Annotated in this window: 18 protein-coding genes and 1 pseudogene; 10 read left to right on the plus strand and 9 right to left on the minus strand. The window is 29.5% G+C overall.

The genetic code is table 11. The annotated features are described in order from the left end of the window. Positions 1–343 precede the first annotated feature (343 nt). Positions 344–2,188, plus strand: a complete 1,845-nt coding sequence (locus tag Q0870_RS11445; protein ID WP_298555626.1) for an Ig-like domain-containing protein — start codon at positions 344–346, stop codon at positions 2,186–2,188. A 90-nt stretch (positions 2,189–2,278) separates the two neighbouring features. Here Q0870_RS11445 and asnB read toward each other — a convergent pair whose 3' ends face one another. Continuing rightward, positions 2,279–4,081: an asparagine synthase (glutamine-hydrolyzing) gene (gene asnB, locus Q0870_RS11450; protein ID WP_298555627.1), complete on the minus strand. Its 1,803-nt coding sequence runs from the start codon at positions 4,079–4,081 to the stop codon at positions 2,279–2,281. A 447-nt stretch (positions 4,082–4,528) separates the two neighbouring features. On the opposite strand from asnB, the pseudogene Q0870_RS11455 reads away from it, so the two are divergent. The 7 genes and pseudogenes from Q0870_RS11455 to Q0870_RS11485 all read left to right on the plus strand — a co-directional run. Beyond that, positions 4,529–4,612: pseudogene (locus Q0870_RS11455) on the plus strand (DUF4372 domain-containing protein); the annotation flags it as partial. A 63-nt stretch (positions 4,613–4,675) separates the two neighbouring features. Then, positions 4,676–4,990, plus strand: coding sequence for a transposase (locus Q0870_RS11460; protein ID WP_298555629.1), 315 nt, complete (start codon positions 4,676–4,678; stop codon positions 4,988–4,990). A 15-nt stretch (positions 4,991–5,005) separates the two neighbouring features. Continuing rightward, complete coding sequence (locus Q0870_RS11465; RefSeq protein ID WP_298555631.1) at positions 5,006–5,362, plus strand: transposase; 357 nt, start codon at positions 5,006–5,008, stop codon at positions 5,360–5,362. An 826-nt stretch (positions 5,363–6,188) separates the two neighbouring features. Further along, positions 6,189–7,325 (plus strand): aminotransferase class I/II-fold pyridoxal phosphate-dependent enzyme, encoded by a 1,137-nt coding sequence (locus tag Q0870_RS11470; protein WP_298555632.1) that lies wholly within the window; start codon positions 6,189–6,191, stop codon positions 7,323–7,325. Further along, positions 7,315–9,276 (plus strand): nucleoside-diphosphate sugar epimerase/dehydratase, encoded by a 1,962-nt coding sequence (locus tag Q0870_RS11475; RefSeq protein ID WP_298555633.1) that lies wholly within the window; start codon positions 7,315–7,317, stop codon positions 9,274–9,276. The genes Q0870_RS11470 and Q0870_RS11475 overlap by 11 nt, the downstream gene beginning before the upstream one ends. A 42-nt stretch (positions 9,277–9,318) precedes the next feature. Further along, the gene (locus Q0870_RS11480; RefSeq protein ID WP_298555634.1) at positions 9,319–10,095 is read left to right on the plus strand and encodes a polysaccharide biosynthesis/export family protein; all 777 of its coding nucleotides are present in this window, start codon (positions 9,319–9,321) and stop codon (positions 10,093–10,095) included. Between the two features lie 15 nt (positions 10,096–10,110). Continuing rightward, positions 10,111–12,504, plus strand: coding sequence for a polysaccharide biosynthesis tyrosine autokinase (locus Q0870_RS11485; RefSeq protein ID WP_298555635.1), 2,394 nt, complete (start codon positions 10,111–10,113; stop codon positions 12,502–12,504). 74 nt (positions 12,505–12,578) lie between these two features. Here Q0870_RS11485 and aroB read toward each other — a convergent pair whose 3' ends face one another. After that, positions 12,579–13,649, minus strand: coding sequence for a 3-dehydroquinate synthase (aroB, locus tag Q0870_RS11490; protein ID WP_298555636.1), 1,071 nt, complete (start codon positions 13,647–13,649; stop codon positions 12,579–12,581). Positions 13,650–13,742: 93 nt separating this feature from the next. On the opposite strand from aroB, the gene Q0870_RS11495 reads away from it, so the two are divergent. Then, positions 13,743–14,918, plus strand: coding sequence for a proline dehydrogenase family protein (locus tag Q0870_RS11495; RefSeq protein ID WP_298555637.1), 1,176 nt, complete (start codon positions 13,743–13,745; stop codon positions 14,916–14,918). A gap of 4 nt (positions 14,919–14,922) precedes the next feature. On the opposite strand, the gene Q0870_RS11500 is transcribed toward Q0870_RS11495, so the two are convergent. The 4 genes from Q0870_RS11500 to Q0870_RS11515 form a co-directional block, all read right to left on the minus strand. Next, a complete protein-coding gene (locus Q0870_RS11500) occupies positions 14,923–15,993 on the minus strand; it encodes a polysaccharide biosynthesis protein (RefSeq protein ID WP_298555639.1) in 1,071 nt (356 codons plus the stop codon). 115 nt (positions 15,994–16,108) lie between these two features. Beyond that, on the minus strand, positions 16,109–16,702 hold the full coding sequence (locus Q0870_RS11505; protein ID WP_298555641.1) for a sugar transferase: 594 nt from the start codon (positions 16,700–16,702) through the stop codon (positions 16,109–16,111). 1 nt (position 16,703) lies between these two features. Next, on the minus strand, positions 16,704–17,078 hold the full coding sequence (locus Q0870_RS11510) for a hypothetical protein (RefSeq protein WP_298555643.1): 375 nt from the start codon (positions 17,076–17,078) through the stop codon (positions 16,704–16,706). A 32-nt stretch (positions 17,079–17,110) separates the two neighbouring features. Then, complete coding sequence (locus tag Q0870_RS11515) at positions 17,111–18,313, minus strand: alanine dehydrogenase (RefSeq protein ID WP_298555645.1); 1,203 nt, start codon at positions 18,311–18,313, stop codon at positions 17,111–17,113. 194 nt (positions 18,314–18,507) lie between these two features. Between Q0870_RS11515 and Q0870_RS11520 the strand changes: the two genes are divergently transcribed. Next, entirely contained in the window at positions 18,508–20,931 is a 2,424-nt protein-coding gene (locus tag Q0870_RS11520) for an outer membrane beta-barrel family protein (RefSeq protein ID WP_298555647.1), read from the plus strand. A 22-nt stretch (positions 20,932–20,953) separates the two neighbouring features. On the opposite strand, the gene Q0870_RS11525 is transcribed toward Q0870_RS11520, so the two are convergent. From Q0870_RS11525 to tsaE, 3 genes are all read right to left on the minus strand, one after another. After that, positions 20,954–21,487 carry a hypothetical protein gene (locus Q0870_RS11525; RefSeq protein ID WP_298555649.1) on the minus strand — a complete coding sequence of 178 codons (534 nt, stop codon included), beginning with the start codon at positions 21,485–21,487 and terminating at the stop codon, positions 20,954–20,956. Then, positions 21,456–21,680, minus strand: coding sequence for a hypothetical protein (locus tag Q0870_RS11530; protein WP_298555651.1), 225 nt, complete (start codon positions 21,678–21,680; stop codon positions 21,456–21,458). The genes Q0870_RS11525 and Q0870_RS11530 overlap by 32 nt, the downstream gene beginning before the upstream one ends. A gap of 190 nt (positions 21,681–21,870) precedes the next feature. Then, the gene (tsaE, locus tag Q0870_RS11535) at positions 21,871–22,281 is read right to left on the minus strand and encodes a tRNA (adenosine(37)-N6)-threonylcarbamoyltransferase complex ATPase subunit type 1 TsaE (RefSeq protein WP_298555653.1); all 411 of its coding nucleotides are present in this window, start codon (positions 22,279–22,281) and stop codon (positions 21,871–21,873) included. Positions 22,282–22,360: the final 79 nt, after the last annotated feature.

Below are 22,360 nucleotides of genomic sequence, written 5' to 3' on the forward strand. Positions count from 1 at the left end.
TTTGCTTGGTTAAGGTTTTAAAAGTGATTCAGAATGTGATTTATTTTTTATTATTTGGTATTATTTTTAACTGAGGTTGTTTACTGTTCATTAAAACTTATCATTAGGTTATTAACAATACTTTGGAATAACCGATTAACTACTTATTTTTGCGCCGAAATATACTTTTTTTATTTGTAATTATAGTCTGCAATCATAATACTTTCGTATATAATGAAACTTTAATATCGATGAAATACCATTTGAAGTATTTGTTTACAAAAAAATACATTGTTTTCGATGAAATGCAAATTAAATCGTTTTAAAGCTTTTATATTTGTAATCTCCATATATCTAATAAATTATGAAAAACCTACTTGTAAACACAGAAACATTGGCTATTATTTTATTTTTGTTACTATTGATACCATCTTGTAATAATGAAGACATATTTGTCGTAGAGGAATCTACAATAATTAGTGAAGAAACTGAAGATATAGAAGATGATAACACTAATAGTGAAGATACATTGACTAATATTGAAGCAATCGATGATACTTTGACCACTACAGAAAATTCACCTGTTAGTATTGCAGTATACATAAATGATATTAATTTACCTGAAAGTATAATAGTTTCTAATACTAATCCAGCTAACGGGGTTTTAACTATTAATAATAATGATACAAAAGATAATCATTTGGATGATACAATTGTATATACCCCAAATATTGGTTTTTCTGGGATTGATTCTTTCGAATATACTATTTGTGATTCTGTAAATAGTGATAATTGTGACACTGCCTTAGTTAGTATAACTATAACCTCTATTGATGCACCTGATGTTTCAGGTGAATTAAAAGCTTTTCCGACTGCATATGGTGGTGGAGCTTATGCGTCTGGTGGACGAGGAGGTAATGTATACCACGTTACAAATCTTAATGATAGTGGAGCAGGAAGTTTGAGAGATGCTATTAACAGACCTAGACCTGCAACTATTGTTTTTGATGTATCAGGAACAATTAAACTAGAAAATTGGTTAATTATAGAGGGGGATGATTTAACTATTGCTGGACAAACAGCACCTTTAGGTGGTATAACTATTACTACAGATAATTATTCGAAATTAACAATGGGTAAATGCCAAAATATTATTCTTAGATATTTTAGATTTAGGCCTCTTAAGTCTAATAGTGGAATAGAGATGTATAGTAATGGTGTATATGGTAGAAATATGATTTTTGACCATTTATCAACAAGTTATTCCTCATCTGCCGCATTTGGTTTTAGAGGAGAGAGAACTACTAATATTACTTTTCAAAGAGGATTCCTAAGTGATAGTAAAGTAGGTGTTTTATTTGGAGATACAGACCCTAATTTTAGAGATGAGAGTAATTTTAATTCATTTTTGAATAACTTCTTTTACAATATTGGACATAGAACTCCTAATACATCAGGTGTTGAAATAGAGGTTATTAATAACGTTATTATGAATTGGATAGGTAGACTAACTAACGCCTATGGTGACACTAAACTGAATCATATAAATAATTATGCAATAATGGGTGTTCACACTAATCCAAGTACACCAAGTGGTAAAAAATATTTGAATCAAGTTGGAGAGCCAGAAAATCATGTTCATCAAATTTATTCTGCAGGAAATATTATTGAGGGGTTCTTTGAAGACCCTAATGCAGACAATAAACCAATGTGGTCTAATTTTGATTTAGGTGCTCAAAATATTTATGCAAGTGAAGAAAATTTTGTTGATAAAATGCACCCACTGATTGGTGCCCCGGTTCCTATTAGAACAGCACAAGAGGCAGTTGACGAAATTAGAAATAATCCAGATGTAGGAGCTAATGCCAGTTTAAATGCTGACGGTAGTGTTACTAGGTATTATGATTCAGTAGATGCTGATATGTTAGCGATAACGGCAGTAGGTGGAGGTCATTATGAACCTTACGAGGGAGGAAATCATCCGGAAGATAGGAGTTTTTATAACGAACCTAGATTTTTGAATTTTCAAGCAAGTGTTTCATCTATACCAGTTAATATTAGACCAGCTGGATATGATACAGATAACGATGGTATGGCAGATATCTGGGAAAAAGCCACTTTTGGAGATTTAAAAAGAACAGGGAAAAGAGATTTGGATGGGGACGGATATACTGATTTAGAAGAGTTTTTGAATCTTGTGGATATGTGAAAAATATTAGATTTAAAAAAGATTGTACAATCTTTTTTAGTAAATGATTTGATTTCAGACATATTATTTAAATAGATAAGCTACATTTAGTTATATTTTGAATTCACTATACCATTTGCTTAGTGTGTATAACTTCCAAATATTTGCAGTGTGATCTTGTTTTCCATTCATATGTTCATGAAGTATTCTTTTAAATTTTGGTACATTCAAATTTGGAACTATATTTAAAAAATCATCGTTTAAAGCAGTTGTAAACTCATCCTTTAATTCATTTCTCATCCAATTACCAATTGGTACAGCAAACCCTTTTTTTGGTTGATTAAAAACTTCTTCAGGGATATATTCTTTTAAAATATCTCGTAAAATCTTTTTCTGTCTACCTTTTTCGTATCTGTATGACATAGGTAAAGACCTAGCATATTCTATAACCCTATAGTCTAGAAAAGGGCTTCTAACTTCAACAGAATAGGCCATACTTGCACGGTCTACTTTAACATTACTATCGTTTTCAAGCCATAGTTTTATGTTTAAATCAGCAGCCTTCTGTAAAAAAATGTTGGACCATTTTTTATAACCTTGATAATGTTTCATGTAGTCTTCATCCTTTTTATTAAGCAAAAAACCTTTTCTAGAAAAAATATTTTCGATAAAATCGTTCTTTGACTTAGTGTTTAAGGCATTTCTTACTCTATGTGAATTTAAACCGAACATTTTCAATAATAATGGTTTTGATAAAAATTTTCTAATACTAAAGGGTATGTTCATTATCGATTCATTTTTAACAAGTGAATCAAAATGATTGTACCCAATAAAGCTTTCATCTCCACCATCACCAGAAAGAGCAACTGTTACATGTGTTTTAGTTACGGAGTTTAAGAGAAGCGAGGGTAGAGCTGAACTGTCAGCAAATGGCTCATCATAAACTTCTACTAACTTTGGTATAAGTTTTAAGATATCATCAGAACTACAAATGGTTGTCGTATGATTTGAGTTAATTATTTTAGCATATTGTTCTGCAATTTTACTTTCGTCAAATTTTGGATCATCAAATCCAATTGAAAACGTATTTATTTGTTTGTCTGATATTTTTGCTGCAATACTTGAAACTAAAGCCGAATCAATACCACCAGATAAAAAAGAACCAATAGGGACATCAGATTGTAATCTGATTTTAACAGCGTCTTTTAATAAATTATGAAGGTCGCTTTTAGCTTCTTCATAAGATATATTTTTTACTTCAACATTTTTTAAATTCCAATATTCATCAACTTTTAAGGTTTTAGAATTTAAATCTATTTTCATAAATTTACCTGGAGGTAATTTAAAAATATCTTCAGCTATTGTATAAGGGCTTGGTATGAACATGCAATCCAAAAACATGGAAATGGCAGCTTTATTGATTTTTTTAGCTTTTAGTAACGGTCTTATTTGACTACAAATCTCGAATTGACCGTCTTTCCAATAATAATAAAATGGTTTAACGCCCAATCTATCTCTTGCAGAAAATACTGTATTTGTTAATGAGTCGTAAATACAAAAAGCAAACATGCCGTTTATCTTTTCTAGTATGTCTTCTCCCCATTCTTTGTAACCTACCAGTAGAACTTCAGTATCACTTTCAGTTCTGAATTTATAACCTTTATTTAAGAGCTCATCTTTAATATCTTTATAGTTATAGATTTCACCATTGAATACAATGTGGAGATTCTCATGAATCATAGGTTGGTGTGAGCGCTCATCAAGATCTAAAATTGAAAGTCTCAGATGGCCAAGAGTGAGATTGTTTGTTTTTTTTACACCTGTATAGTCAGGACCTCTAAACGAAATGGATTCTAATTTTTCTCTTACAAGACCTTCTTCATAAGGAATATTGGTTAAATATATACCGCACATGCTGTTTTTTTTTGTAAAGCACGCATATATTTTTAATAAATACAATATAAAATCTATAAAATCTATAAAAGGAGTAAAAGTTAAGTCATGATGTGGTAAAACTTGCTAGCTAAAATTATTTCTAATGTTTTGTTTAAATTATTTTTATGAGTTTTTAAATAGAGATTGAAAAGCATAAAACATTAAGAATTAGAAATTTATTTTTAGTTGAATTCTCATTTAGTTTAGTCATGAGAACCTTTCAATTAATTGTAACACGCGTACTTGATTTTTTGGTTTTCAAACCAATAGCATCCTAAACATTTAAAAAAGAGAAAGGGAAATTTGTTCCTCAAAGTTACCTATGTGGTGTAACACAAAAAACACCTTTCCCTGATGATAAATATAACATTGTTCTCTTAAATAATCTCAAAGTTAAACTCATCAAAATCCAAAAGCTTAGTTAAGCTGCGTCGGAGCGATAAGCATCAAAAAGGATTTGATAGCTGGTCTCACTTGGTTTCAATGCTCTTTTGCCAATTTGCCAACAGTCAATCTTTAAGGAACATAAGTAATGGATTGCGCTCAGCAACTGGCAACCTGAATCATATAGAGATGCTCAGGGTACCTTCAAAATCTACACTAAGTTACCAGAATAAAAACAGGAGTTGGGAACTTTTCAGAGATTACTATTATGTTTTACTTAAAGGTCTAGGACAGCAAGCACATTTTAAACGTACAAATTTCAAGATAAGCTCAAAAATCTTCTTATTGGATGCCACTACCATAAACCTTTGTTTGAGCCTATTTGATTGGGCAAAATATAAGACCAAAAAGGGAGCGATAAAAATGCATACTTTGCTTGATTATGATGGATATTTACCTGCCTATGTAAATATAACTGATGGCAAGACCGCAGACAATAAATGAGCTTACGATATACCATTGCTCAAAGCAAGTGTTATTGTTGCTGATAGGTTATATAATGATTTTTCACTCTTAAATGTTTGGGACAACAACCAAGTTTATTTTGTTGTTAGGCACAAGAACAATATAAAATTTAAGACCGTAAAAGAACTAGAGCTTCCAGAGCAACGCCACCAACACGTCTTAAAAGATGAAATTATTGAACTTACAGGTACTAAAACAAAAGAGAAATACCTAAGAAAACTACGCAGGGTAGCATTGTGGGATGAAAAAAATCAGCAGACCATAGAAGTTATAACAAACCAAATGTCTTGGACAGCAAACACCATAATTGAGCTCTATAAGGCTAGATGGGAGGTTGAAATATTTTTATAGACATAAACAGCTACACATCAAATCTTTTATAGGTACCAGTCATAATGCTGTGATGATACAGATATGGACTGCACTGATAATAATACTGATATTTAAGGTGCTGAAAACACAAGCAAAACACGGTTGGTACTTATCCAATCTAGTTGCTTTTATAAGACTAAACTTGTTTGTGAAAGTTGATTTAAACAAATGGCTCGATAATCCGTTTGTAAAAGAACAACCTCCGCTAAGGATATATATATTATACAAGGGGTTCTTTTTTGAAAAAGTAGCAAAACAGTCTATCAAACCAGTAAAACGATTCGATTTAATATGCCTAATATTTATTTAGGACAGGATTGATTTCAAACCATTTGAAGTCATATATTTGAATTGCTTATGTCTTTTTTTTAAAATTGAAAGTTCATATCGATAATCGACTGTTTTTCCTGTTTTATAATCAATGATATGTAGTTAACCGATTTTAATTACTCTTTTGGCGAAATAACCTTCTACTTGCTTTGTTGCATTAAAACAATTACTAAATTTACACCGTTAAACAGAATTGAATTGATTAATAGCAAATTGATTTAATTGTATTAAATAAGCGAAATAAAATATTTTTAAAACTCTCGATTACAACCTCGTTACATTAAGTAAGGTTAATTTGTAGATATTTTAAGACTATTTAATACAAGTTAAATAAGTTATTATAAAAAGAATTGATTTTGTTATATGTACAAAAGAGGGAATATCCAAAAATTATTTTATGCTTTTATAGAGCATAGTTATTTAAACTATGGATGTAAACTTATGCTATAATTTTAAAAGTTTAGTTTTTAAATAAATGTTGACCAAAACAAAAATATATCTTTCATCTCCTCACATGGGAGGTTCTGAGCAAAAATTTGTTAATGAAGCTTTTTCAACAAATTGGATTGCTCCATTAGGACCTAATGTAGATGGATTTGAAAATGATTTAGAGACATATTTAGGAGGCAATAATCAAGTTGCTGCTTTAAGCTCAGGAACAGCTGCAATTCATATTGCTTTACAATTACTTGATGTTTCTAAAGGTGACGAAGTTTTATGTCAAAGTTTTACTTTTTCAGCTTCTGCTAATCCAATTGTTTATCAAGGAGCAAAACCTATATTTATTGATAGTGAGTTGGATACATGGAATATGTCTCCTGAATTATTGGAAATAGCAATTAAAGATAGAATTGAAAAATATAAAAAACCAAAAGCTATAATTGCTGTTCATTTGTATGGTATGCCATATATGGCCAATGAGATTAATGCAATAGCCCAAAAGTATGATATTCCTGTTATTGAAGATAGTGCCGAAGCTTTGGGTAGTAAATATTTGAATCGGGAGTGTGGTGCACTATCGGATATGGGTATATTATCTTTTAATGGCAATAAAATAATAACAACATCAGGAGGTGGAGCTCTTATTGTCAAATCTCAGAAAATGAAAGAGAAGGCTGTTTTTCTGTCTACACAAGCAAGAGATGACGCTCCTCATTATGAACATTCATCAATTGGTTTTAACTATCGAATGAGTAACGTTTTAGCAGGAATTGGAAGAGGGCAGATGGAAGTTATTGATGATAGAGTAAATGCTAGAAGACAGAACTTTAATTTTTATAAAAAGCATTTATCTGATTTTAAAGAGATTACATTTTTGGAAGAACCTGATAATTTCTTCTCAAATAGATGGATTACATGTATTGAAACTGAATCCTATGAATTAAGAGAAAAAATAAGATTAGAATTATTGAAAGATGATATAGAATCTAGACCACTTTGGAAACCTATGCATATGCAGCCAATTTTTAAAGATTGTTTACATTTTACCAACGGTACGTCCGAAAGACTCTTTGATAGAGGTCTTTGTTTGCCAAGTGGCTCTAATTTAACACAGGATGATTTAGCGAGAATCCTAAACAATATTTTAAATACCCTAAATTATGATAAATAATTACTTTGCCTATTACTCTCAAAAATACGCTTCAAAATGGCTTGTTTTTGGTATTGACTTAACGTTAATACTATTTACATTCTTTTTGGCATATTTTATAAGATTTAACTTTACATTGAATTTTGATTTAAGTCAATTTTTTGTAGAACTACCATTTGTTTTTGCTGTTTCTGCATTAAGTTTTTTAGTTGTTGGTTCCTTTAAAAGTGTTATTAGACATACAGGTTTTACTGATGTTGTTAACGTTTTTAAATCTGTAGCTTTAATGGCTTTCACATGTATTGCTATAGTTTTGTTTAATAGGCTTACTGATATTGTTTCAGGATTTACTATTCCGCTTTCAATTATAGTTATGCATGCTTTGTTAAGTTTTGTTGTACTTAGTGCGAGCAGATTGCTTTTTAAAATGACCTACAAATACTTGAAATGTAAGTTGTTATTAACTAAACGCGTACTTATTTATGGTACTGGAGATTCAGCAATAGTAACTTATAATGCATTATTAAATAATGCAAGTACTAGCTATAATATTATTGCTTTTGTTGATGATAATATTAAAAAGAAGGGGAAAGTTATTAACGGAGTTCCAATATTATCTTACCTTAATTTAGATGAAAATTATGTAGTATCTAATGATATAGATGAGGTAATAGTTGCTCACCAAAAGACGGATACTAATAAGTTAATGAAGCTTATTGATAATTTATCAGATTCTGAAGTTAAGGTAACTAAAGTACCACCGATTGAACAGTGGATTAATGGAGAGTTAAGTGCTAAACAAATTAAGCAAGTACAAATTGAAGATTTGCTAGGTCGTCCTCCAATTGAAATTGATAATCCTAACTTATTAAATGAATTTAGAGGCGAAACAGTTGTTGTAACTGGTGCTGCAGGTTCTATTGGTAGTGAGTTAGTAAAACAACTTTCAAATTTTGATGTAAAACATTTGATTCTAGTAGATCAAGCGGAATCAGCACTTTATGATGTGCAACAAGATTTAAAGCGCGACGGAAAGCATAATTATACAGCAATAGTAGCAGATATTAGAGATGGATTAAGAATTGACACTATTTTTCAAATTCATAAACCAACTATGGTTTTTCATGCCGCAGCGTATAAGCACGTGCCGTTAATGGAAAAATCGCCTTATGAAGCCATAAAAATAAATGTTAATGGAACTAAATTATTGGCAGATACTGCATCTCGTTATAATGTTAAAAAGTTCGTTTTTGTTTCTACTGATAAAGCTGTAAACCCTACAAGCGTTATGGGAGCGACAAAAAGAATGGCAGAAATGTATATTAGCTGCCTTCAAAAAGAAAGTAAAACAAAGTTTATTACTACTCGTTTTGGTAACGTTCTTGGTTCTAATGGTTCAGTTATTCCGTTGTTTAAAAAGCAAATTGAAGCTGGAAGTTCCTTAACATTAACTCATAAAGATATTACTAGATATTTTATGACTATCCCTGAGGCTTCTCAATTAGTTTTAGAAGCAGGTACAATGGGTAAAGGAGGAGAGATTTTTATCTTTGATATGGGAGAATCAGTTAAAATTTATGATTTAGCTAAGAATATGATTAAACTATCTGGTTTAAGATATCCAGAAGATATTGATATTAAAATTACTGGGTTAAGACCAGGTGAAAAATTGTATGAAGAATTATTAGCTAATGGAGAAAACACTTTATCTACTTATCATAAAAAAATATTAATAAGTAAAACTAGAGAATTAGATTATGCTAGAATAAAAGCAGAAATAGAAGAGCTTTGTATTACTAATCGTTTCCAAAACAATAATATTGTAATGAAAATGAAGAGTTTAATACCTGAGTATAAATCAAATAATTCAGAATACGAAAAGTTCGATACTAGAGTTAAGATTTATAAAAAAGCTAAAGGAATTATTGAAAATAACTCTAAAAATTCTAAAATTTTTAAGTCTGTTCAATAGTTTTTATTTAAAATCTCGTATTTTACCCCAAATCTTTATAGAATGTTTTTAAATTGTATAAACAAGAAGTTTACAATTGCTTACGTAATTGTTTTACTTTCATTATCATCATGTGTTTCGAAAAAAGAAGTCGTATACTTCCAGAATGCAAAAGACTTTGAAACCATTGTAGATACTGACACATTCACACCAAAATTCAAGGTCAACGACATTGTTAGTATTTTTGTTTCTACGTTTGATTTAGAAGCTGTTAAGCCTTTCAATATTTTTAAAGGTAGTGGACAAGGTGTTGTAAACCCAGAGTTTATTGATTATTTAATTGATAATGAAGGAAATATAGATTATCCGGTTTTAGGAAAAATAAAACTATTAGGGCTATCGGTTCAAGAAGCTCAGGAATTATTTAAAGAAAAACTATCTATCTATTTAAAAGACCCTATAATTAATATTAGAATTTTGAATTTTAGAATATCTGTACTTGGGGAAATTAGGTCTCCTGGTAGGTATGAGGTTTCTGGACAAAGAATAACCATTTTAGAAGCTATTGCTTTGGCTGGTGATTTAAATATAAAGGCGCATCGAGAAAATGTATTGGTTATAAGAGATTTTAATGGCGCAAAAACTTATACTAGAGTAGATTTAACGAGTAAAGAAATATTTAACTCTCCTGTATATTATTTGACGCAGAATGATGTTATATATGTAGAACCAAATAATTCGGCTGTGAGTAATGCTTCTGGTGATACTAGAATTGGGACAATTATTAGTATTACATCTTTTTTAATAACTACAGCTCTAATATTTGTTACCAGAAACTAATTTATGAATTCTACTATGAATAATATAAATTCAACAAGTTCAGGAGATGGTTTAGACCTTCAAAAAATTATTGGAACATATTTAAAGCAATGGCCTTGGTTTATTTTATGTGGTAGTATTTTTGTGATTTTGGCATTTTTTAATTTAAGATACGCTACTCCAGAGTATAATGCTAAAGCAAAAATAATGTTAGTTGATGATGATGGTGTTTCTAATCCTGCTGAAATAATGCTTAAGGATATGGGACAGATTTCTAATACTGATGGCAAAATGATTGAGGACGAAATAGAAGTACTGAAGTCTCGAAATTTAATGCAAGGTGTTGTTACAAAACTTCAATTAAATAAGCAGTTTTTTGCAAAAGGAAGGTTTCATGATACACAATATTTCCCTATTGATAAGTCTCCAATTAAAGTGAATTTTATAGCCTCTGACTCTGTTATATTTAAATCTAATTTTAGCTTTAGCATTTTAATCACTTCTGAAACTAAATTTGATTTTATTTATAAATCAAGTGTTACAGGGGAAGACGTTGTAAATAAAATGTCTTTTGGAAAAAATGTTAAAACACCTATTGGAGATATAGTTGTTACGCCGAATACAAATAAAATTTCTAACTTTGTTAATCAAGCGGTATATATTAAAATTATATCTTTAGATAAAGTCGCTGAGAAATATAAAAATAGCATTAGAATTTCATCTGCTGCAGAAGGGTCTAAGGTAATTAATCTATCTCTTACTGATGCTTCTGTTGATAAAGCAAAGGCTATTATAAATAATTTAATTGATGAATACAATAGAGTCTCAATTGAAGATAAAAGTGCTAAATCTAATAATACAGCAGAATTTATTAATAAGAGAATTGATTTAATTGCAACTGATCTTTCAGATGTTGATGATCAAATAGAACAGTTTAAAACTGGTAATAAACTTACAGACATAACCTCTGAAGCTAATTTATATTTAAATTCTAGTGCGCAAACAGAACAACAACTAGCTGATAACCGTACCGAATTTAACAAAATTAATTACATGAAAAACCAGTTAAATGAAGACTCTTTTGAAAGGATACCAGCAAATATAGGTTTAGCTGATGGTTCCGTAAATTCAATTGCCACTAGATATAATGAGCTTTTAGATAGTAGGGATAGACTTTTAAAAAGTTCTAATGAAAAAAACCCTATAATTGTTAATTTAGATGAACAATTAAGTACTTTGAAAAGCAGTCTCCAAGAAACTTTGGACAATTCTGCAGAAACAGTTACTCTTCAAATCAGGAGTCTTGAAAATCAATCAGCAAAAATTAGTTCAAAAATTTATGCTGTTCCTGGTCAAGTAAGGAAATCTAGAGATATCGAGCGTGAGCAAGGGATTAAAGAATCTTTATATTTGTATTTACTTCAAAAACGTGAGGAAGCTACAATTTCATTAATTTCTACTTCTCCAAATGCAAAAATAATAGATGATGCTCATTCAAACAACATGCCAGTATCCCCAAAAAAAAACATGGTATATTTAGCAGCTTTAATAGTTGGTTTAGGTATTCCTTTTGGCTTTATTTATGTAAAAGGATTATTAGACACAAAAATGCATAATAAAGAAGATTTAGAAAAAGAAATTAAAGACATAACAGTTCTTGGTGAAATCCCAAGAATTACAGGAAGTAATAAGAATTTAATTGAGCGAAATGATAGATCTATCTTATCTGAATCATTTAGAATTATAAGAACCAATTTTGATTATTTAAGACGTTCAAAGAAAGATATTAAATATAGTAATGTCACATTTATAACATCTACTATAAATGGTGAAGGTAAATCTTTTTTCAGTTTAAATATGGCGCTTACAATAGCCAACACTGGTAAAAAAGTTCTATTGATAGGTGCTGATGTTAGAAATCCACAAATTTATTCGTCTTTCACAAAGAAAAAGGATAAAGATAATGGTGGAAAATTGGGATTAACGGACTATTTGGCTGATAAATCAGTTGGTATAGCTGAAACCATTAATACTTATGAAATTAATGGGTTAAATATTGATATTTTACTTTCTGGAAAAGTACCACCAAATCCTGCTGAGCTACTTATGAATGATAGAATAAAAGATTTATTTGATAAAGTTTCAAATGACTATGATTATGTTATTGTTGATACAGCTCCTTCTATGTTAGTTACTGATACATTATTGATTAGTCAATATGCTGGACATACAATATATATGACAAGAGCTGATCATACCGAAAAGAAAATATTGAATTTTGCCAAAGAATTACACGCAGAAAACAAACTAAATAATATGATGCTTGTGGTTAATGATGTTAAACAATCAAATTTTGGTTACGGTGCTAAATACGGTTATTATGGAGTCCCAGAAAAAAAAGGAATTTTTGGTAGGTTCAAAAAGGGTTAAATTATATTAAGTAGACAAAAAAAGCATCTTTTTAAAAGATGCTTTTTTTTATAAAAGTTAAAATAAATTGTCGGTTATTCACTAGCGTAAAACTCAAACGCATCCTTTATTATTTCGTTATCTACTAAGCAATCAATTTTACATTCCCCTATAGCTTCTAAAAGCACAAAATTAATATTACCATGGTTGTTTTTCTTGTCATATTTAAGTAACTCAATAATAGCAGGATAATCACTTTTATCAATAATTACTTTATCATAATAACTAAGAAATAATTTTTTTATACTTAAAGTTGTTTCTTTAGGGAAACCAACTAACTTAGTTGATATATAGCTTGCTAATATCATTCCTATTACAATTGCTTCGCCATGTAACAGTGTTGTTTTGTTTGGGTTGCTTAAAAAATAAGATTCAATGGCGTGCCCAAGTGTATGACCAAAATTTAAAGTTTTTCGAATACCATCTTCAAAAGGATCTTCTTCTACAACATTTCTTTTTATAATAACAGATTCATGTATTAATTCATCTAAATCATGAAGATTTAGATTAGACAAATTTTGAAATTTATCCCAATAGGTTTTACTCGTAATTAAACCATGCTTTAGCATTTCGGCTAATCCTGAACGCATTTGTTCTTTAGGTAATGTGTCCAAAAAGTTAGTATCAATAAGAACTAAATCTGGATTACTGATAACACCAATTTGATTTTTTAAATGACCTAAATCAACACCTGTTTTACCTCCAACTGAGGCGTCAACCATTGACAATAGAGTAGTAGGAACATTAATATATGTAATACCTCTTTTAAAAGTACAAGCAACGAAACCACCTAAATCTGTTATTACACCACCACCAATATTAATCATTAAACTTTTTCTGTCAGCATCAAGTTCAGAAAGTGCATTCCAGACTCCAACACAAGTGTCAATATTTTTGTTTATTTCTCCAGATTCAATTTCAATAATTTCAATATCCTTTTTTGTTTCAAGATTTTCTAAAAATTTTGGTAGGCAATATTGATTTGTATTTTCATCAACTAAAATAAAAACTTTAGAAAAATTATTTTTTTTAATATGTTGATTTATAGAGATGTAACATTTTTCGTTAAAATGTATAATACTATTGTTTGCCTTAATGGAATCCATAAATTATGGTGTTGTTTTAAGGCTGTGAAATTAAGAAGTTTTTACATAAAATGATAACTTAGCTATAATTATCTTTATGCAAATTTTATTGAAATGAATACAGATTTAATTTTTGACAATACTGAAGTTGCTTTTTCTTTAAAGACAGACTCTGAGTTAGAGCGTGCATATTTCTTATTCAAAATGATTTCAATAGAGCCATTAGTACGTATAGGTACTGCTGCAACTAATTTTGCAATAAAAGCACATTTGCCAATTGAGGGTTTAATTCGGTCTACTGTTTTTGATCATTTTTGTGGAGGTGTAAATGAAGACGATTGTTTATCTGTAATTAATAACATGTATGAAAAAGGGGTTAGTTCGGTTTTAGATTATTCGGTAGAAGGAAAAGAAAGTGAAAAAGAATTTGATTCTGCAAGAGATAAAATTTTGAAAATTATAGACTTTGCTAATGAAATTGATGCCATTCCAATTGCGGTATTTAAACCTACCGGTTTTGGACGCTTTCATTTGTATGAAAAGATAACTAATGGTTATAGTTTAACAGAATCCGAGCAGAAAGAATGGGAGCGAGTAGTTAATAGGTTTGATTTAGTTTGTAAAAAGGCAAAAGCTAATGATGTTGCAGTTTTGATTGATGGAGAAGAAAGTTGGATGCAAGGTGCTGCTGATAATTTAGTTACTATAATGATGAAAAAATATAATACTGAAAAACCTATTGTATATAATACGTTGCAAATGTATAGACATGATAGGCTATCTTTTTTGAAAGATGAACATAAAAAGGCTATAGATGGTAAATATTTTCTTGGATTTAAATTGGTTAGGGGTGCCTATATGGAAAAAGAAATGGATAGGGCCGAAGAAAAAAAATATCAATCGCCTATTTGTGCAAGCAAGGCCTTAACTGATGAAAATTTTAATGAAGGTCTACGTTATATGATTAATAATTTAGACCGTATGTCCATTTTTGCTGGAACACATAACGAAGATAGCTCATATCTGTTAATGAAATTAATGCGTGAAAAAGGATTGTTAAATAATGACCCTCGAGTTTGGTTTGGTCAATTGTATGGAATGAGTGATCATATTAGTTTTAATTTAGCTTATAAGGGCTATAACGTTGCTAAGTACATACCGTTTGGCCCTGTAAAAGATGTAATGCCATATTTGATAAGAAGGGCAGAAGAAAACACTTCAGTAGCTGGACAAACTGGAAGGGAATTAGCATTATTAACTAAAGAAAAGAAGCGGAGAAAATCGCTATAAATATTTAAATATACTTTAATAAAATATTTTTTATTTCCTTTTTAGTCATAAATGGTGTGATATTTTGCAATTCTTTAAAATCTATGTTTTGCGGTATTGGCTTTTTAATATTGGTCACAGATAGAATATCTGAATCTTCGGTTTTGCCAAAAAGTTCATCTTCAGCAATAATGTCTTCTTTAAGTTTTTCCCCAGGACGTAGGCCAATAATTTTAATTTCCGATTTTTTTTCAGGATTACCATAAAATGAAATTAATCGTTCAATAATATTTGTTATTTTGATAGGGTTACCCATATTGAATGTGTACAATCTAGAATTATAATTTTGTAATGAAGCCAGTTTTAATATTAATTCGCATGCTCTATATTTACTTATAAAGTACCTCGAAATATTGATATCAGTAACAGTTATTGGATTCCCAAATTCAATTTGCTTTTTTATTAAAGGGACTATCGACCCATTAGAGCCAAATATGTTTCCAAACCTTGTAGTAATAAATAGCGTGTTGCTTTGTGCATTTAAAAAGTTTAAATAGTTTTCTCCAATTTTTTTTGAGATGCCCATAATATTAATTGGATTTACTGCCTTATCGGTAGAGATAAATATGAATTTCTTAACCTTTTGATAAACAGATAAATCTGCAAGTAGTTTTGTTCCAAATATATTCAGTTTAACTGCTTCATATGGATGACTCTCCATTAATGGAACATGTTTGTATGCTGCTGTGTGAAAAACTATAGAGGGTTTGTATACTTCAAAGAGTTTTTTTATAGACTTTTCATCTATTATATCAAGTAGAATAAATTCTATGTTTATAGTTTTTTCAAATTCTAAATCTTTTATTAGCTCATATAGATCTGATTCAGCTTTATCAATTAAAATGAGTTTTTGGTACTTACAGTTTATTAATTGTTTAGTGAGTCCACTTCCTATAGAGCCTGCTGCTCCAGTAATTAAAATGATTTCATCAGAGAAATCGAAAAAAACTTTACTTTTAAGATTTATGGTAGTTGAAGAAAACAAACCTGAACCATATAATAGCTCATCAATATGATTTGCAGTTTCTTTAGTCATAATGGCTATTTAAAGTTTGTTTGAATGGATGGTGTTATGATAAAATGCTACTGCAAATTAGGGATAAATATAATTTACTGCAAATAACCTATATAAATAGAATTTTCCATTAAGACTATTTAGTAACTACTTTCACAATAGTAAGCCCAATGAGTTTTAAATCAAAAAAGAAGTTTTTTCTTTTTATATAATCTTTATTATATTTCAGTTTATCAGGAATAATTGTATTGATAAAAAATGTTTCAGGGTCTTTGGCGGCTTTCAAAAGCTCCACTTCGTTCCTGTATTTTAAAGAAGCTAATCCTGTAATACCAGGCCTAACCTTAAATATCAGCATGTCTTCTTCATTATAAAAATTAACATAATATCTTAGTTCAGGTCTAGGGCCTACAAAACTCATATCACCTTTAATGATATTTATTAGCTGAGGGAATTCATCTATTTTAAACCGACGTAAAAAAAAACCAATTCTTGTAATTCTAGAATCATTATTTCCAAGAGTAAGTAGCCCTTTTTTATCAGAAAGGACTCTCATTGTCCTAAATTTATAAATATTAAAGTCTTTGTTGTTTTTTCCAACACGTTCTTGAATAAAAAGAACAGGGCCTTTTGAATCTATTTTAATTAGAATAGCAATTAACAATAGAATTGGGAATAGTAGTATTAACCCGATAACAGAAAAAGTAATGTCAAATAAGCGTTTTGACATTTTATTTATTAAATTTTAAATTTAAAATGGTTGCTATGCTATCACAGTTTTCAATAGTTAAAACGGCTTCATTTTCGTTATGTGTACCCTCAACAATATAAATTCCACAAGGTTCTTGCCTTGGGTTACTATCAGAAAAATTTATATCACCTTTTTTAAGAATATAACTTAAATCGGCAGAATCAAGTTTTTTATTATTTAGAAGTTCAATTATACTTGGGCTAAAAACAATTTTTTTTGAATTAATGTTTTTTAGAACTCGAGATTCTGGGCCATAACTACAAGACGTTTTTTTTCCGTTTAAAAAAAAAGCTAAAATGACTAATCCTATAGAAAAACCACCTAGATAATAACCAATACGTTGAATAAGTTTCATTTAAGATAATTGTGTTTTGAATGGTTATTGTATTAAAATATAAGTAAATTGATATCGTTATATTCTAAATCGAACCATTCACCAACAGGTTTGCTTGTTAAAATACCGTGGTAAAAATACAATCCATTTTTTAAACCTTTGTCAAATCTCAAAGAATTTTCTATACCTCCATCTTCAGCAATTTTAAGTAAATAAGGCGTGAAAATATTACTAATAGAAACTGTTGCGGTTCGCGGATATCTTGCAGGAATATTAGGTACACAATAATGTACTACATTATGTTTAATGTAGGTTGGTTGCCTATGAGAGGTTACATCACTCGTTTCAAAACATCCACCCATATCAATACTTACATCAATAATAATAGCTCCTTTTTTCATAGATTGGACTAAATCTTCTGAAACTACTATTGGAGATCTGTTTGTTCCTCTAACAGCTCCAATAACAACATCGCAACGTTTTAGTGCTTTAAGTAAATTTTTAGGTTGAATAGTAGAGGTAAAAAGAGGGCGTCCTAATTGAGATTGAATGCGTCTTAATTTGGTTATTGAATTATCAAATACTTTAACACCAGCACCAAGACCTAAAGCACTTCTTGCTGCAAACTCGCCTACGGTGCCAGCTCCTAAAATAACTATTTCGATAGGAGGAACGCCACTGATATTTCCAAACATTAATCCATTACCATTTTTGGTGTCAGATAGTAACTCCGAAGCTATCAGTACAGACGCCGTACCAGCAATCTCACTCAATGATCGTACCGCAGGATAGGTTCCATCCGTATCTCTAATAAATTCAAAAGCCAATGCAGTTATTCTTTTAGATGCAAGTGCTTCAAAATATTTTTTAGTTTGAGTCTTTAGTTGTAAAGCAGAAATCAAAATAGTTTGAGGGTTTAATAATTTTATTTGATCTAATGTAGGAGGCTCAACTTTTAAAATCATAGGACATGAAAAAACTTTTGCAGTATCTTTAGTTATTTCGGCACCAGCTTCGCTATAATCCTTATCACTAAAATTTGCTCCATTACCAGCACCTGACTCTATTAAAACCCTATGACCATTATTTACTAGCGCATAAACAGCGTCTGGTGTTAGGCAAATCCGTTTCTCTTGAAAAGCTGTTTCTTTAGGAACACCAATAAATAATTCTCCTTTTTTCTTAAATACCTCAAGTGTTTCTTCTTGTGGTAGAAGTTGTTGTTTGGTAAATGGTGAAAGTGGTTGCTTAGACATGCTTAGATTAAATTATTAAATTTCAAATTACAAATAAATTTTTAACTAAAATAGAATCTTAAAAATAATTGTTTTACTATTCTAAGTATTATATTGTATTATATCGATTGCATATATCAGATAAAATAACCACTTACCGCTTTATTTTTAAAGGTATAAATTAATTATTATAAGTTTGTTTTGTAATTTAGTGTATGTTTAAAAGATTAATATTCTGTTTTGTTTTAGTATTTACATCGATTTGTTTCTCCCAACAATTTAGTGTTAGTGCAATAGTAAACGATAGAAATAACGAGCCTATTGCATATACTAATGTTGTAATTGTTAATAGAGAAAATCCAGACGATGTAAGTGGCACTACAACTAATGAAGATGGTGTTTTTAAAATTGAAGACCTCAATAAAGGTGATTATGTTTTAGAAGTAAGTGCTTTGGGATTTGAAAACTACTCAATAAAATTAAATTTAATTGGGAATGTAGATTTAAAGATAATAACACTTAATGAAAGTTTAGAAGAGCTTGAAGGTGTAACGGTTATTGCTAAAAGACCAACTGTAAAAAGACTGGTTGATAGATTGGTTTTTAATGTTGAAAACTCAACACTTTCAAATAATAATATTTTAGACGTTTTAAAGCATACTCCTGGTGTTTTAGTAAATAATGAAAGTATTACTATAAAACAGTCTACACCAACAATTTATATTAATGATAGAAAGGTGCACTTATCCTCAAGTGAAATACAACAACTTTTAGAAGGTACATCTGCAAGCAACATAAAATCTATAGAAGTAATAACAAACCCTCCTGCAAAATATGAAGCCGAAGGAGGAGCGGTTTTAAACATTATTACCAGTAAAAATATTATAGCAGGATATAGTGGTAGTGTTTTCGGTAATTATAAACAGGGTAGCGAGTTTCCGAAATATGCATTTGGTACGAGTCATTTTTTTAAAGGTAAAAAACTCAATACCTATTTAAATTATAGTATTAGCCCAAGAAAAGATTTTCGAAATAATGATGAGTTTGTAAATTTTATAGATAATAATCAAGTGACTTCAAGTTGGGAAACTGACTTTAAAAGAACCCGCGAAACGTCAAATCAAAATATAAATGCGAATATAGATTATGAGTTAGATAAGCGTAATAGTTTAGGTTTTTCCACAAGTATGCTTATAGCACCGCGAGCAAACACGCAAACTAATTCAAATTCTATAACCGATGTTTTTAGTAACAGTAAAGTGTTAGATTCTACATTTATTACTGATAATCGTAAAGTAGACGAAACCTTTAATATAGCCTTTACTCTTGATTATATGCACAAGTTTAAAAAAGAAGGGGAGAAGCTTTTAATAAGTGCACATCATACTAATTATGATTTTTCTAGCTTTCAGAATGTAGATACTAGATATTTATTTTCAGATGAATCTCTTATTAGGAACAATCAGTTTCAAACATTTTCTAGCCAAGAGATTAAATTGTATACCGGTCAGTTAGATTATGAGTTGCCTATAAATGATTCTAGTGTATTTGAAGCAGGAGCTAAGATTTCTAATATAAATTCAAAAAGCATTTTAAGGCAGGACAATTTTGAAAATGGTGAAAAAGAAGAAGATTTACAAAACTCTGATACGTTTTTGTATGATGAAACTAATTATGCGGCATATTTAAGTTATTCTAAAGATTGGGATTCTTGGAGTTTGAAGTTAGGTTTAAGAACCGAATTAACTGGTATTAAAGGAAACTCATTATCTAATAATAATATTAATAATACTAAATACTCAAAATTTTTCCCCTCACTCTTTGTGTCACATAGTCTAAATGAAGAAAATGAAGTGTATTTTAATTATAGTAAACGTATTTATCGCCCACGTTATAAACAATTAAACCCATTCAAATATTTTTTAAATGATAATACATTTATAACAGGAGACCCAAATTTACTTCCTCGAATAGATAACCAATTTATATTGGGTTATACCTTTAATAAGGATTATACCTTTGAACTTTATTATAGGCATGAAGATAACCCTGCTTTACAATATTTTTATCAAGACAACGATAAAAATATATTAGTGTACCAGTATACCAATTTAGATGAATCAATTTCTTATGGCTTAGATTTCACAACGTATGTAGCTTTGAACGATTTTTGGAATTTATATGTTTTATCTTCAATTTTTTATTATAAGAATAATTTCACTCCAATAGGCAGTAGTATAGTTAGTTTTGAAGGAGAGCAATGGAGTTTATACTCAGAAATTATTAATTATTTCACTTTTTTAAAGGACAAAAGCTTAGTCGCAGACGTGTCTTTTAATTATTTATCTCCAACTAATGATGGGCCAAGTAACACTAGCTTTATATCGAGTTTAGATGTTAGTATAAGAAAGACGCTATGGAAAAATAGAGCTTCTTTTAATTTAGGTGTATTAGATGTTTTTAATACACAAAATTTTAATACAACAACTAGGTATTTAAATCAAGATATTTTTTCGAAATTTCAATTTGAAAACAGAATGTTAGTATTCGGATTTAATTATAAATTCGGAAATTTTAAATTAAAAAACAATAAAAAGGAGATAGATTTAGTAGAGCGTAATAGATTGAAAAGCAACTAAAATTGTTGGTTTCTTTTTAAAATTAAAAATATTGACTAATCTTACCCCAAAGACCTTTTGGGGACATTTTAAGTTCATCCTCTAACTGTTGCATTGATTTTGATGCTTCATTCATTTTGTTGAATATTCGTGCTCTAATCAAATATATTGTTGGTATTACTATAGCCATTACAGGTATTAAATAAATTAATTGGAATTCATCTATGGCTACATCACCAAATAATATTACTCCAATTTGAAAAAAGTACATAACTATGGGCACTAATAAAGCATGATACCACCAATGTCTGCAAGTAAAAAACCATAAAAAAAGTAACATTAAAGGAACAGCTTTGCCAGTTAAAGTCCACATGGCATAATTTGCATCTTCCCATGTATCACTTGTATATGTAAATAAAAAAGTGTCCCAACTTTTTGTAGCTGGGACACTTTCATATAAAGAAAATAAATAAGGTGTTATTGCTATTAAAGTAGCTATAAGACTACCTAATACTAATCCTTTATTAGAATTAGTAAATTTCTCCTTATGCAAGAATTTTTCTTGTTTTTCTGTCAACTTTTGTGCATGCAAGAATTTTTCTTGTTTTTCTGTCAACTTTTGCGTCTGCTTTTGTGTCTGCAAGGATTTTTCTTGTTTTTCTGTCAACTTTTGTTTTTGCTTCATCTTGGCTTATCGTTTCGGTTGTAAAAGTAGTAAACAACAAACCTCCAGCTAATGCAAAAGCAATTAAGTACTTTTTAGTCTTCATATTTTTAAGGGATTTAATTAATTAATACTCAAAAGTATATAAAGACCATCTTGAAGTAAATCTCGAAATGTTAAAATTATGTTAAAAATACTGTTTTTTAAAATTCATAATGTGGGTTTCCCGTAAAACTTCAAAATATAATAGGAGAATATGTTATTTATGCGTCATAAGCTTACTGATTATTAGGTTTTTATTTGTTATTTAAAATTAAATTCCGGTTATTTTTAGAGTCTAAACTTATCTCAATAACGTCAAAATCATCATATAGAATTGGTTCAATTTTTTCTGGCCATTCAATCAATTTCCAATATTCAGAGTCTAAATAATCTTCAATTCCAAAATTGTAAATTTCTTCAACATCGTTTATTCTGTATAAATCAAAATGATAAATTTTTTCTTCATTTAATATATATTCATTTACAATTGAAAATGTTGGGCTACTAACGACATCATCACAACCGAGAACTTTTACTATGGTTTTTATAAGTGTTGTTTTTCCAACACCCATATCACCGTAAAATAATAATGTTTTCGTTTTTACATTTTTAATGAGTTGCTTTGCAATATACTCAACTTCATCAACTCCATAATAAATTTTCAATTTCCTTTGATATTTAAGTGCAATAATAGTTATAAATAATCAGAAAACCTAGAAAAAAGCGCATTTCGTCGATGATATG

The sequence above is a fragment of the uncultured Algibacter sp. genome (genome assembly GCF_947487575.1).
Classification (GTDB): Bacteria; Bacteroidota; Bacteroidia; order Flavobacteriales; family Flavobacteriaceae; genus Algibacter_B.